Source organism: Pseudomonas sp. 2822-17 (genome assembly GCF_002742485.1).
GTDB lineage: Bacteria > Pseudomonadota > Gammaproteobacteria > Pseudomonadales > Pseudomonadaceae > Aquipseudomonas > Aquipseudomonas cyclaminis.
The window spans coordinates 21042-34526 of the sequence record NZ_LJRZ01000374.1 but is presented as its reverse complement, the minus strand read 5'-3'; the positions used below and the strand labels follow the sequence as shown (position 1 = coordinate 34526).

Below are 13485 nucleotides of genomic sequence, written 5' to 3'. Positions count from 1 at the left end.
TCATCAGCGGGAGGCGAATTCTACAGCGTTACACGCTGCTGTCAACACCTCTTTTTCAACTTCCTTTTGGCTTCGATAAACTGAAGCAACCTGCTGCCGAAAACTGCGTAACTCATTGTTTACCAAGGAGTTTTCTGTTTCGACTGTGCCGGAAGTGGGGCGGATTATAGGCTTCCAGAATCTGGCGTCAACCTTTAATTTGGTTTTTCTATCAAACCGCCTATATACCCCCCTATCCCTCTATATATAGACAGCCAACCGCACAAAACTGAGCAATATATTGCTCAAAACCGTACTGTTAAGCATCATAGCGAACTCTGACTATCAAATATGACCTTGGACGCACACCGCCAATGACCACCTCCCCCCGCAGCCTGGCCTCTGCATTGTTTCCTGTCGGCCTACTGCTGATTGCCATGGCTTCCATCCAGTCCGGAGCCTCTTTGGCCAAGAGCATGTTCCCGATTGTCGGCGCACAAGGCACCACCACCCTGCGCCTGATCTTCGCCAGTGTGATCATGCTTCTTATATTAAGACCGTGGCGCGCCAAACTGACCGCCAAGTCCCTGCGCACCGTGCTCATCTACGGGATGGCCCTGGGCGGCATGAACTTCCTTTTCTATATGTCATTGCGCAGCGTACCTCTGGGCATCGCTGTAGCCCTTGAATTCACCGGGCCGCTTGCTGTCGCCATCTACGCGTCACGCAGAGCAGTAGATTTTCTGTGGATCGCCCTTGCGATCGTCGGGCTGCTTCTTTTGATTCCGATTGGGGAAGCCAGCAGCGGCATCGACTTGGTCGGCGCAGCGTATGCATTGGGGGCCGGCGTCTGCTGGGCACTCTACATACTGTTCGGACAGAAGGCCGGTAACGACAATGGCGTCCAGACCGCCGCATTGGGCGTGATGATCGCCGCCCTGTTTGTCGCGCCCATCGGCATCGTGCATGCCGGAAGCGCACTACTGACCCCTGCGCTGATTCCAATAGCCATCGGCGTCGCCATCCTGTCCACCGCCCTGCCCTACACCCTGGAGATGGTAGCGCTGACGCGCCTCCCCGCCCGAACCTTTGGCACCCTCATGAGCATCGAACCAGCATTCGGCGCGCTTTCAGGCCTGTTCTTCCTGCAAGAGCACTTGTCCCTGGCGCAATGGCTGGCCATCACCTGCATTATTCTGGCCTCGGTAGGCGCGACGCTGACGATGCGCAATGACTCGAAACCGTTGGTTCCGGCAGATTGAATCATCTTTGAATGTAGCTCTGGCATTTGCCACTCATTTAGGCCATGTTTAAGTGGTAAACGAATGTCATTAATGGAGTTTTTCGACAGGGACAGCGCGAACGCTACACTCGAGAGCGAGTAAAGCCGGCTTCAAGTATTGCGAAGTGGCTATTAAGGATGGGAATGAAACGAATTTTGATACTGTTAATGGTCGTGGCCATTGCTGGCTGTGCCGCGACTACCAAGACAGAAGTGAAACGTGGCAAAAAAGGGCTGCATATCAACTGCTCAGGCCTGTCCTCCTCCTGGGACCAGTGCTACACCAGTGCAACCAACTCGTGCGGCACCAAGGGTTATCGGGTTATCGCCAAGTCCGGTGACAACTCAGAGGAACCGGGGGACTACCCCTTCGGACTCAACCCTGCCGGCTACACCAGCCGCAGCATGATCGTCATCTGTAAGTAATCGCCTTCGAGCAGTCACCGATGACTGCTCAGTGCGTAATCAACGCTCGATTAACACTCATCCTTGAACGCCGCTTGCAGCAGATCGCAAGCGGCGTTTGCATTAGATCAAATAGCCGCCGTACGCAGTTGTAACCACTCAAGCCCTGCGCCATCGAGCAAAGGGCTCAAGCGTTCACGCACCTGCGCGTGATACGCGTTGAACCACTGGCGCTCATCCGCCGTGAGCAGCGACGGCTCCAGGCAACGAGTGTCTATCGGGCACAAAGTCAGCGTTTCAAACGAGAGGAACTCACCAAACTCGGTCTTGCCCGCTTCTCGGTTCAATACCAGGTTCTCGATACGTACGCCCCAACGCCCCGGACGGTAAGTGCCCGGCTCAATGGATGTGATCATCCCAGGCTGCATTGCCGTTTGCGGCGCAGCGGCAGCCTGGTAGGCGATCACTTGGGGACCTTCATGCACATTAAGGAAATAGCCCACACCATGCCCAGTACCGTGACCGTAGTCCACGCCTTCAGCCCAGATCGGCGCACGGGCAATGGAATCCAGCAACGGCGACAGAATCCCCTTGGGGAAATGCGCACGGGACAGCGCAATAACACCCTTCAGCACTCGGGTGCAGTCTCGTTTCTGTTCCTCACTCGGCGTACCGATAGGCACCATTCTCGTGATATCTGTCGTACCGCCCAAGTATTGGCCACCTGAGTCAATCAGCAGCAAGCCATCACCTTCGATCACCGCATGCTCTTCTTCAGTGGCATGGTAATGCGGCATTGCCCCATTGGCGTTGAACGCAGCAATGGTATTGAAACTCAGCGACACATAGTCGGGGCGACGCGTGCGCGCAGCAGTCAGGTGTTCATCGATGGTCAACTCCGTGATGCGCTCCCGGCCCAGCGCACTGTCCAGCCAGGCGAAGAATTCGCACAGCGCCGCGCCATCCTGCTCCATGGCCCGGCGGATATGTTCCGCATCTGCCAGACTCTTGCGGGATTTGGCCAATGTAGTCGGGTTAAGCCCTTCGATCAGCTTGACGCCAGCATCGAGGTTTTCCAGCAACCCGGCGGTTACGCGGGCGGGGTCAACCTGCAAACTGTCCCCCCCAGGAATTCCACGCAGGCCATCCGCTACCTCGCTGTAGTCGCGCAAGGTCACGCCATCCTGTTCGAGCACAGCACGCAGATCCGCGTCGATTTTGCTCAGCGCCACGAACAACGTGGCCTGCTGTTGATTGATCAACGCAAACGACACAAACACGGGGTTAAACGAAACATCACCGCCACGCAGATTGAACAGCCAGGCGATGTCATCCAGGGTCGCAATGAAGTGCCAATCGGCGCCCTTCTCTTTCAAACTGGCGCGCAGTGCAGCGAGCTTCTCGCCGCGGCTGACGGTCGCTTGCGGTGGCAGATGGGCATAAATCGGTTGGCTCGGCAGACTCGGCCGGTCTGTCCAAACCGCATCAAGCACGTCGATATCGGTACGCAAACGCGCCCCACGCTCCGCCAGCCTGGTGCCCAGGGTGCGCGCCGAAGCGACGGCCATTACCGCACCATCCACCGCCACCACACCGCCTTCCGGGGTTTGCTCGGCCAGCCACTCGAGCGGCCCCGGCTGACCTGGTTGCAGCTTGACCAACTCAATGCCACTGCCCTTGAGCTCCTTGGTCGCCTGTTCCCAGTAACGGCTATCCGCCCACACGCCAGCGAAATCCGCGGTGACAATCAGCGTCCCCACCGAGCCATGGAACCCTGACAACCATTGACGACCCTGCCAGTAACCCGGCAAGTATTCGGACAAATGCGGGTCCGCCGACGGTACCAGCAGGGCGTGGATGCCCTCGCGGCTCATCAGTTCGCGGGTGTGCGCCAGGCGCTGGGGAACCGTTCCATGGGTCAAAGGCTGCGTACTCATTGTGTCTCCTGCTAACCACTAATAATTGTTATATGAAAATCAGACGGCCCAGAACGCCGGCGCGCTGGCCAGTGCGGCCTTGATCAGTTGCACCGCCTGGTCAATGTCCTGTTCGGTGGTAAACCGACCCAGGCTCAAACGAATAGTGCGGCCGGCCGAGCGGGCGTCATGACCAAGGGCAAGTAGCACGTGGGACGGTGCATTACTCGCTGAATTGCAGGCCGACGTAGCGGAGAAAGCAATACCGGCGCTCAATGCCGCCGAATTGAATTCACCTTCGCCGAACGTAAGGCTCAGGGTATGGGGAATACGCTGCGTCGCGCTGCCATTGAGGCGCACACCGGCGACTGACGCCAACTGATCCAGCAGGCGTTGCCGCAACGCGACGATCACCGCTTTCTCCTCGGTGAACGACTGCGCTGCCAGGGCGAATGCCGCGCCCATCCCCGCAATCTGATGAGTCGCCAACGTGCCGGAGCGCAAGCCGCCCTCGTGACCGCCACCATGAATCTGCGCCAACACTTTCTGTTGCGCCCGAGGCCCGACGTACAGCGCGCCTATGCCCTTGGGGCCGTACAACTTGTGCGCAGAGAACGACATCAGATCCACCGGCCACTGCGCCAGATCGATCGCCACCTTGCCTGCACCCTGGGCAGCATCCACATGCAGCAGCGCCCCGTGTTCACGCACGCGCGCGCCGATGGCGGGGATGTCATTCAGGGTGCCAAGTTCGTTATTCACCAGCATCAGCGAAACCAGAAAGGTGTCTTCGCGCAACGCTTCACTGACTGCATCGGCGCTGATCAAACCGTCCGCGTCGGGCACCAGGTAGGTCACGGCCACCCCGGCTTCCTGCAACTGCCGTGCGGTGTCCAGCGTCGCCTTGTGCTCGATCTGACTGGTGATGATATGCCCACCCGTCACGCCCCGCGCCTGGGCCACGCCCTTGATGGCGAGGTTGTTGGATTCAGTGGCGCCGGAGGTCCACACGATCTGCTCAGGCTGCGCGCCCACCAACTCGGCCACCTGGCCACGGGCCTGTTCAACCGTTTGCCGGGCCGCCTGGCCGAACGCGTGGGAACTGGACGCGGGGTTACCGAAATTGGCGTTGAAGCCCAGACAATCGACCATCACCTGGATGACTCGCTCGTCCACCGGCGTGGTGGCGGCGTAGTCGAAATACAACGAACGTTTATTCATGACAGTTAAGACTCGCAGAGCAGGTTCCCGAGAGCAGCGTCTCAGGGGCATCGACCGGAACAGAGGTCGTCAGGTTTACCGGATTGGATGCCATTAAAGAAGGACGACTTTAAGTAAATGTGCGTAGGAACGCTCCTGAAATTCAGCTTAACAGGCTGAAGTCGCACCATGGCAAACAAAAAGCCCGAGGTTCCTTAAGGGGAGCCTCGGGCTTTTTGCTGCGCAGGACGCGATCAACTGGGACGACCATGAAGTATCACATTGCGCTCGGCATTCATTTCACCCTCGCGATCAAAGCCGAAGGGCTTCTGTGGCTGGCCGGTCAGCGCGGCACGCTGCTGTTGATATTCATCGAACGACAAGCCGCGACGACTCAGCGCTTCCAGGGCCAGCTGCTTGGTCTCTTCAGCCGAGTAGGGGCGCAATTCTGGCGATGGGTGGCTCGCACAGCCGGCGAGTACGGAGCTGACAATCAGTAAACAAACGGCGAGAAATCGGTTCATGGCGGCGGCTCTGCGAAGGTGGTTTCGAGTCAATGAACACAGGCTACTCCTCGCCTTGCGCAGCGAAAAATCACCGTCCGTGATAGTTGCTATCAACCGCCCAGGCACTCTCGATAGGCCCTGCTCATATTTCTTTATGATCTATAAATATGGAAATAGGTTCATTTACGGAATAACCATAACCTTCTATAAATAGCTCCACGCCTGCCGGGCACTGTTCGCCACGCAACTGTTGCCCAGGCAACAGCCATTCAACAAATCACTAGGCGGGCAACAGCAACACTTTTCAGCAGTAAAGCCGCAGCCCCCGCCAATCAAGGCCTTCAGCCGTTGGTACAGCTCTTGCTCAACACCTTGCACCTCACTTGCTATGAACCACTGTTGAAAAAGGAACTGTTCATGACCCGTCCCCTGAATGTCGTTGCCCTCTCCGGCGGAACCTGGCGCCCGTCGCGCACCCTGGTGTTGACCCAAGCCCTGCTGGCCGAACTGGCCACCTTGCTGCCGATCCAGACCACCCTGATCGAACTGGGCGACATTGCCCGTCCCCTGGGCGGCGCATTGTCGCGCGATGAATTGCCCGACGACGTCGAAGCCCAACTGTTGGCCATCGAACAGGCCGACCTGCTGATCGTCGCCGCACCGGTCTATCGCGGTTCCTACCCCGGCCTGCTCAAGCACCTGTTCGACCTGGTCGGTCTCAACGCCCTGGTCAACACCCCGGTGCTGCTCGCCGCCACCGGTGGCAGCGAGCGCCACGCGCTGGTCCTCGACCATCAACTGCGCCCGCTGTTTGCCTTCTTCCAGGCCCTGACCCTGCCGATCGGTGTGTACGCCACCGAAGCCGACTTCACCGACTACCAAATAACCAGTGAATTACTAAAAGCACGGATTCAACTGGCAGCAGAACGCGCGGCCCCCTTGTTTGCGGCGCACTCCCCTTCTCTGCTGAAAATCGCTTAAGGATTGGTCATGGATGTTTTCTGGTTTCTGCCGACACATGGCGACGGTCATTACCTGGGTACCACTCAAGGTGCCAGGCCCGTCACCCTCAATTATCTGAAGCAAGTCACCCAGGCGGCCGACAGCCTGGGTTACTACGGCGTGTTGATTCCTACAGGCCGCTCGTGCGAAGACTCCTGGGTCATCGCCTCGGCGCTGGTACCGCTGACCGAGCGCCTGCGCTATCTGGTAGCGATTCGTCCCGGCATCATTTCGCCCACCGTCTCGGCACGCATGGCCGCCACGCTGGATCGTCTGTCCAATGGCCGCCTGCTGATCAATGTAGTGACCGGCGGCGATCCCGACGAAAACCGTGGCGACGGCAGCTTCCTTGACCACGCCGAGCGTTACGAAGTCTCCGACGAATTCCTGCGGATATGGCGCCGCGTGTTGCAGGGCGAATCGGTAGATTTCGAAGGCAAACACCTGCGTGTGCAGAACGCCAAGGCACTTTACCCACCGGTGCAGAAGCCTTATCCACCGTTGTACTTCGGCGGTTCCTCCGACGCCGCCCACGATCTCGCCGCCGAACAGGTGGACGTGTATCTGACCTGGGGCGAGCCACCCGCCGCCGTCGCGGAAAAACTCGCGGATGTACGTGAGCGCGCCGCGCGCCACGGGCGCACCGTGAAGTTCGGCATTCGCCTGCATGTAATCGTGCGCGAAACCGAAGAAGACGCCTGGAAAGCCGCCGATAAACTGATCGAACACATCAGCGACGACACCATCGCCGCCGCGCAAAAGTCCTTCTCGCGCTTTGATTCCGAAGGCCAACGCCGCATGGCCGCCCTTCACGACGGACGCCGAGACAACCTGGAGATCGCCCCTAACCTGTGGGCCGGTGTCGGCCTGGTGCGCGGCGGTGCCGGTACCGCGCTGGTGGGCAACCCGCAACAAGTGGCTGAACGCATCAAGGAATACGCCGACTTGGGCATCGAGAGCTTCATCTTCTCCGGCTATCCACATTTGGAAGAGGCCTATCGCTTCGCCGAGCTGGTGTTCCCGCTGCTGCCGGAACCCTATGCCAGCCTCGCCGGACGCGGCATCACCAACCTCACCGGCCCGTTCGGCGAAATGATTGCCAACGATGTCCTACCGGCGAAGGCCTGATCGGCGCAGCGGCGGCAACTGCGCTGGCCGCTGCTGCTTATAGAGAGGAAACCCCGTGACAGCCAAACCCCACAGCGTCCTGCCATCCCCCTTGCAGACCGCCAAACTGCTGGCCGCCGAATTCGCCCTCAGCGCGGTCGAACGCGACGAGCGCGGCGGCACGCCTAAAACCGAGCGTGACGCCTTGCGCCAAAGCGGCCTGCTGGCCCTGAGCATTCCCACCCAATACGGCGGCCTCGGCGCACGCTGGAGCGACACCCTGGGCATCGTGCGCGAATTCGCTAAGGTGGACAGTTCCATTGCTCACGTCTTCGGCTTCCATCACCTGATGCTGGCCACCGTGCGCCTGTTTTCGCGCCCGGATCAATGGCAGCCCTGGTTCGAACAGACCGCCCGCAAGAACTGGTTCTGGGGCAATGCCCTCAACCCGTTGGACACGCGCACCGTGGTCAAGGATTTCGGCGGCTGGCGCGAATTCTCTGGCAAGAAAAGCTTCTGCTCCGGCGCCAGCGACTCGCAGATGCTGATCGCCTCGGCCGTGGACGAAAATGCCGGCGGCAAGCTGCTGATCGCCGCCATTCCCAGCGGGCGCAGTGGCATTACGCTGCACAACGACTGGAACAATATCGGCCAACGCCAGACCGACAGCGGCAGCGCCAGCTTCGAGCGGGTGCGCGTCGAAGAGTCGGAATTGCTACTCGATCCAGGCCCACTGAGCACCCCCTTCGCCTGCCTGCGCCCACTGATCGCGCAGTTGACCTTCACCCATATGTTTCTCGGCATTGCCGAGGGAGCCTTCGAAGAAGCGCGCACCTACACCCTCACCGAAACGCGTGCCTGGCACAAATCCTCAGCCGAAGACGTGCGCCAGGACCCTTATGTGCTGCACCACTATGGCGAATTCTGGGTGGCCCTCGAAGGCGTGCGTCTGTTAGTGGAACGCGCCGCCGAGCTACTGGACCAGGCCTGGGCCAAAGGACCGAACCTCAGCGAACACGAACGCGGCCAACTGGCGATTGCAATCGCAACGGCCAAGGTCGCTGCCACCCGCCAAGGCCTGGACCTGTGCAGCCGTCTGTTTGAAGTCACCGGGGCACGTTCCACCCACGCGTCCCTGCGCCTGGATCGTCACTGGCGCAACCTGCGTACGCAAACCCTGCACGACCCGGTGGACTACAAGCTCCACGAACTGGGGGACTGGGCGTTGAACCAATCCCTGCCGATTCCTACGTTCTACTCATAAAAAAGAGGTGCCCATGCAGCTTCTAACCCTACCGCCCTCGCCCGCCCTTGCGACCTCGATCCGCGCCACGGCCCAGGTCTTCGAAGACCCGAAATCCCAGGCGCTGCTCGACCACATCCAGCAAGTGGCACCCAGCGAAGCCAGCGTGCTGATCATCGGCGAAACCGGGACCGGTAAAGAGCTGGTGGCGCGCCACATTCATAATCTCAGTGCGCGGCGCAACCGGCCGTTCGTGGCTGTAAACTGCGGCGCGTTCTCTGAATCCCTGGTGGAGGCTGAACTGTTCGGCCATGAAAAAGGTGCCTTTACCGGCGCCCTCAGCGCCAAGGCCGGCTGGTTCGAAGAGGCCGATGGCGGCACGTTGTTCCTCGATGAAATCGGTGATTTGCCGATGGCCATCCAGGTCAAATTGCTACGCGTCCTGCAGGAACGCGAAGTCGTGCGCCTGGGTTCGCGCAAGAGCATTCCCATTGATGTGCGCGTACTGGCTGCCACCAACGTGCAGTTGGAGAAAGCCATCAACGCCGGGCATTTTCGCGAAGACCTCTACTACCGGCTCGATGTGGTCAGCCTGGAACTCAGCCCGCTGCGCGAACGCCCCGGCGATATCCTGCCGCTGACCCGACACTTTATCGAGGCGTACAGCCGGCGCCTGGGCTACGGCCCGATCACCATCAGCCGCGAAGCCGAACAAAAGCTCAAGAGTTACAGTTGGCCGGGCAATATCCGCGAGCTGGAAAACGTCATCCACCACACCCTGCTGATTTGCCGTAACGGCGTGATCGAACGGGATGATCTACGCCTGTCGAACATGCGCATCGAGCGCCAGGACGACAGCCAGCACGGCACCGACAACAGTGCCGAAGCTTTGCTCGCGCGCGCCTTCCAGAAGCTCTTCGAAGAACAGGCCGGCGCCCTGCATGAGAAGGTCGAAGACGCCCTGCTGCGGGCCGCTTACCGTTTCAGCCACTACAACCAGGTACACACCGCCAACCTGCTGGGCCTGAGCCGCAACGTCACGCGCACACGCCTGATCAAGATCGGCGAATTGGCGGTCAACAAACGGCGGCCGGGGGAAAACGTGCAAGGTGAACGGATGCTGCATTTATCCATATAGTCGGCAGTGCAATGCATTGTCGTGACTGCGCTCAAAACTGCGCAGCACCTGGAACGAACCAAAGGTCACCGCCGTGGCCTGATGGGCGCGAAGCAGCGTCCAGAAATCTTCCTCGCCCTGCTCAAAACGCTTGAACGCGGCCTCGCCGTCCTCGCGGGACGCCCATTGCAGGTAATTGAGCACCCGCCGTCCGTCATCGCTGACCTGTACGCTCGCACTGAGGAAACCGTCATGGCCCTCGGCCAAACGCTCACTCTGGACGGACAGGGCCGCCACCAGGGCAACGTGTTGCTGGGGCTCGATATGGAACTCGATCAACTGAGTGAAGCTGCGATTTTTCTCTGATACCTGCATGAACACTCCCCTTTCTCTGTAGGCAGAATCTTGCGATTCAATGCCACGCAGGGTAAAACCTCCAGTTAAGTCAAGGTCAAGCGCTTAATCGGAGTTTTTCATGATTACCAAGGAACTCACCGTCGGCCAACTGGCCGCCCGCAGTGGGGTGGCCGTCACGGCCCTGCATTTCTATGAAACCAAGGGGCTGATCCACAGCAATCGTAACGCGGGCAATCAACGGCGTTATCCACGGGATGTATTGCGCCGCGTGGTGGTGATCAAAATCGCTCAGCGCCTGGGCATTCCGCTGGCGACGATTGGCGAAGCGTTAAAAACGCTGCCAAATGGCCGCACACCCACCGCCAAGGACTGGGAGCGTTTGTCGGCACTCTGGCGCGAAGACCTGGATGAGCGCATCAACAAGATGATGCTGCTGCGCGACAAGCTCAACGGCTGCATCGGCTGCGGCTGCTTATCGTTGGAGGCATGCCCGCTGCGCAATCAGGATGACCTGCTCGGTGAGCGCGGCCCCGGCGCGCAGTTGCTCGAACCGACTTAAGGGCACGTGAAGCGCCGTGGGGCGAAGTAAAAACACATTCAATACGCACCCGAAACATTTTCTTTCATTTCCGGGTTAGGGATTTCTCATTCTCATCCGTCTTAACTTAGATACAGCCTGTCGCGTCAGCAAAAGCTACGACTGGCCATTTCCGGGCCTCCCTCGCCCCCCTCCGATCAAGACCCTCATTCACATGTCGAAGAAGTCACGCTCCAAACTCTGGTTTCTCGTACATAGCTGGCTGGCGTTGCCCATCTGGTTCTTTGTACTGATCGTCTGCGTCACCGGCACCCTGGCGGTGGTCAGCCAGGAAATCGTCTGGCTGGCCAACCCGGATATCCGGGCGAGCAAGCCGTCGTCTGATGCCGAAATGCTGAGCTACGATCAACTGCTCGGCGCGATCAAACACTCCGACCCCCAAGTGATCGTCAGCTCCATTACTCGACCGGATGAGTCCCACTTTGCCCTGACCGTCAACCTCAACTACCCCGACGGCCGTTCGGTAGAGGCCTACGTCAACCCGTACACCGGAGCGGTCCAGGGCATCAGCCCTTCCTTTGACTTCCCCCAATTCACCCGAGCCCTGCACGGCTGGTGGCTGGTGCCGTTTACCAACGGATTCAGCTGGGGCTGGTACCTCGTGTCGCTGCTGGGCCTGCCACTGCTGGCGTCGTTGATCACCGGGCTGGTGGTGTACAAGCGTTTCTGGAAAGGTTTTTTCAAGCCGACCCTGCGGTTCCGCCACGGTGCTCGGATTTTCTGGGGCGACTTCCATCGCCTGAGCGGCATCTGGTCAATCTGGTTCATTGCCGTAATCTCCATCACCGGGACCTGGTTCCTGATCCAGGCGATCCTCTTCGATAACCAGATTTCGATTTCGAGCGAGCCGGTGGTGCCGGTGATTGCACGGGAGAAAGTGCCAATGTCCGCTCCCGGCGTGCCAGCGCCCATGATTGCCCTGGACGAAGCGATCGAAATCGCGACCCAACGCATCCCCGGTCTGGATGCCAGCTTCGTGCGACTGCCGCTCAATGCCTACAGCCACTTGCAAATCGGCGGACGCGGCTGGTACCCGCTGATGTACCAGACCGCCCAACTCAACCCCTATAACGGTGAAATCGCGGTCTCGCACCTCCTGTCCGACCGTACCGCGCTTGAGTTCGTCACCGAATCCATGCGCCCGCTGCACACCGGCGACTTTGGCGGGCTGTGGATCAAGCTGATCTGGGCGTTCTTCGGCCTGGTGCTGAGCATGATGGTCTTGAGCGGCTTGCTGATCTGGACCAAGCGCACGGCCCTGGCCACCCTCAATGCCCTCAAGCGCGAGGCCAAGACCCAGCGTAAGTCTGTTTCCACCCCGGCCTTGCAGGCTGAAACCTCGGAGAGCCACTGATGAGCAAGGTCGCAGCGACACCGCCGACACCCCTGCGGGCTTTCTGGCTGAAATGGCGTTTCCATATCAATGTGCTGCTATTGCTGGTGCCCCTGGGCTTCATGCCCAAGTATTTTGCCGACGCCGCGCTGTTTCGCGGTGACACAGGTATCGGCGAGCGGGTGGCCGGCGAGGTGAAGGTCGGCCCCTGGAGCCTGACCCTTGCCGAATTCCGCAATGAAGGCCCCAGACCGGACCCGGCCGGCCCAATGAAATTCTTCAACGCTGCCCTGTGCGACACCTGCGCCGACCAGGTCAAGGCCACTTACCTGCGCATCGGCAAGCCACGCAGCCTGCGGGCGGCCGGGGTGATCTTTTTCGGCACACCGTACCGCATGGGCGCCGCCCTGCCTGTCCCGGAACGCACGCCAGCCGACGCCGAGCTGTGGGTCACCATGGAAGGCTGGGACGGCACGATGCACCAGGGTTCCATCCCGCTGAGCCAGGCCTCGCCTGCCACCATCGCCTGGCTGAACAAGCAAGGAGTCAAACCATGATGATCAAGCACCTGTCCCGCGCTGCGCTGTTGCTGTGCGCGGGTTTCAGTACCGTGGCGCTGGCCCACAACCCGATGTGCGAATGCAAGGAAATCCCCGGCGAGCAGATCCAGTGCAAGGGCGGTTTTTCCGACGGCAGCGGCGCCCCCGGCGTGACCCTGGATGTGATCGGCTACGACGAGACCATCCTGGTACCGGGCAAGCTCGGCCAGGACTCGACCCTGACCTTCAAAAAGCCATCCGCCGAGTTCTACGTGCTGTTTGACGCAGGCCCCGGCCATGTCGTCGAAATCGACCAAGCGGATATCCAGCCCCAATGAGTACGACACAGGTTGTACGCCCCGCCGGTGCTGGTCACGAAACCCTCTATGTTCTACTGCTGTGCCTGATCATCCTCGCGGTGGCCGGCACGGTGGTGGCGCTGCACGGCGAATCCCAGGAAGTCGCCGCCGTACCCAGCCACCAACTGGACGCCCGCCGCGACCTGAACGCCGCCGAACAAGGCATCTACGCCGACCTGCGGGTGACCCTGGATGAAATCCACCTGCTGCAGCAGGAACAAAGCGCCCTGCCGACGCCTGAGCAATTGGCCGAAGAAGGCTTCGCGCCGTTCGCCCAGGATGCCAGTTCGGTCAGCCGTGGCGATCACCGCTGGCAGTTACTCGCGCCTGCGGCCTACTTCGGCTTGAGCCAGGCGCCGACCACCAGCGGTTCACTGCTGATGCGCGTTCAGGGCACCGAGCCGGACATCTGGCTCAATCGCCGCGTCGACCTGGCCGCCCCCTCCGACCTCACTGACCAGGCGCTGATCGCAGCCGGCTGGCAGCAAGTGGTTGCGCAATTCGACGCCGGCGTTACCCGCCAGCACCGTCACTGAACGAGA

The 13485-nt window shown here is 60.2% G+C and carries 15 protein-coding genes; 11 read left to right on the top strand and 4 right to left on the bottom strand.

The genetic code is table 11. The features are described 5' to 3' along the window. Positions 1 to 353 precede the first annotated feature (353 nt). Complete coding sequence (gene rhtA, locus AOA60_RS11150; protein WP_099584479.1) at positions 354 to 1241, top strand: threonine/homoserine exporter RhtA; 888 nt, start codon at positions 354 to 356, stop codon at positions 1239 to 1241. Between the two features lie 164 nt (positions 1242 to 1405). Beyond that, positions 1406 to 1687, top strand: a complete 282-nt coding sequence (locus tag AOA60_RS11145) for a hypothetical protein (protein WP_099584478.1) — start codon at positions 1406 to 1408, stop codon at positions 1685 to 1687. 107 nt (positions 1688 to 1794) lie between these two features. On the opposite strand, the gene AOA60_RS11140 is transcribed toward AOA60_RS11145, so the two are convergent. The 3 genes from AOA60_RS11140 to AOA60_RS11130 form a co-directional block, all read right to left on the bottom strand. Further along, complete coding sequence (locus AOA60_RS11140; protein ID WP_099584477.1) at positions 1795 to 3603, bottom strand: aminopeptidase P family protein; 1809 nt, start codon at positions 3601 to 3603, stop codon at positions 1795 to 1797. 39 nt (positions 3604 to 3642) lie between these two features. Further along, the gene (locus tag AOA60_RS11135) at positions 3643 to 4803 is read right to left on the bottom strand and encodes a cysteine desulfurase family protein (RefSeq protein ID WP_099584476.1); all 1161 of its coding nucleotides are present in this window, start codon (positions 4801 to 4803) and stop codon (positions 3643 to 3645) included. A gap of 233 nt (positions 4804 to 5036) precedes the next feature. Beyond that, the gene (locus AOA60_RS11130) at positions 5037 to 5306 is read right to left on the bottom strand and encodes a hypothetical protein (RefSeq protein ID WP_099584475.1); all 270 of its coding nucleotides are present in this window, start codon (positions 5304 to 5306) and stop codon (positions 5037 to 5039) included. Between the two features lie 399 nt (positions 5307 to 5705). On the opposite strand from AOA60_RS11130, the gene msuE reads away from it, so the two are divergent. The 4 genes from msuE to AOA60_RS11105 are packed head-to-tail and all read left to right on the top strand — an operon-like array spanning position 5706 to position 9778. Continuing rightward, complete coding sequence (gene msuE, locus AOA60_RS11120; RefSeq protein WP_099584481.1) at positions 5706 to 6269, top strand: FMN reductase; 564 nt, start codon at positions 5706 to 5708, stop codon at positions 6267 to 6269. Positions 6270 to 6278: 9 nt separating this feature from the next. Then, positions 6279 to 7418 (top strand): FMNH2-dependent alkanesulfonate monooxygenase, encoded by a 1140-nt coding sequence (gene ssuD, locus AOA60_RS11115; RefSeq protein WP_099584473.1) that lies wholly within the window; start codon positions 6279 to 6281, stop codon positions 7416 to 7418. 55 nt (positions 7419 to 7473) lie between these two features. Then, positions 7474 to 8661 (top strand): acyl-CoA dehydrogenase family protein, encoded by a 1188-nt coding sequence (locus tag AOA60_RS11110; protein ID WP_099584472.1) that lies wholly within the window; start codon positions 7474 to 7476, stop codon positions 8659 to 8661. 13 nt (positions 8662 to 8674) lie between these two features. Further along, complete coding sequence (locus AOA60_RS11105) at positions 8675 to 9778, top strand: sigma-54-dependent Fis family transcriptional regulator (RefSeq protein WP_099584471.1); 1104 nt, start codon at positions 8675 to 8677, stop codon at positions 9776 to 9778. Here the strand turns inward: AOA60_RS11105 and AOA60_RS11100 are convergent. Then, entirely contained in the window at positions 9767 to 10132 is a 366-nt protein-coding gene (locus AOA60_RS11100) for an antibiotic biosynthesis monooxygenase (protein WP_099584470.1), read from the bottom strand. The genes AOA60_RS11105 and AOA60_RS11100 overlap by 12 nt on opposite strands. A gap of 100 nt (positions 10133 to 10232) precedes the next feature. On the opposite strand from AOA60_RS11100, the gene soxR reads away from it, so the two are divergent. From soxR to AOA60_RS11075, 5 genes are all read left to right on the top strand, one after another. After that, a complete protein-coding gene (soxR, locus tag AOA60_RS11095) occupies positions 10233 to 10673 on the top strand; it encodes a redox-sensitive transcriptional activator SoxR (protein ID WP_099584469.1) in 441 nt (146 codons plus the stop codon). Positions 10674 to 10866: 193 nt separating this feature from the next. Beyond that, positions 10867 to 12066: a PepSY domain-containing protein gene (locus tag AOA60_RS11090; RefSeq protein ID WP_099584468.1), complete on the top strand. Its 1200-nt coding sequence runs from the start codon at positions 10867 to 10869 to the stop codon at positions 12064 to 12066. Next, positions 12066 to 12602, top strand: a complete 537-nt coding sequence (locus AOA60_RS11085) for a thiamine pyrophosphate-binding protein (RefSeq protein WP_099584467.1) — start codon at positions 12066 to 12068, stop codon at positions 12600 to 12602. The genes AOA60_RS11090 and AOA60_RS11085 overlap by 1 nt, the downstream gene beginning before the upstream one ends. Further along, positions 12599 to 12922: a hypothetical protein gene (locus AOA60_RS11080; protein WP_099584466.1), complete on the top strand. Its 324-nt coding sequence runs from the start codon at positions 12599 to 12601 to the stop codon at positions 12920 to 12922. Before AOA60_RS11085 ends, AOA60_RS11080 begins: the two co-directional genes overlap by 4 nt. Then, complete coding sequence (locus AOA60_RS11075) at positions 12919 to 13479, top strand: DUF6162 family protein (RefSeq protein WP_099584465.1); 561 nt, start codon at positions 12919 to 12921, stop codon at positions 13477 to 13479. Before AOA60_RS11080 ends, AOA60_RS11075 begins: the two co-directional genes overlap by 4 nt. Positions 13480 to 13485: the final 6 nt, after the last annotated feature.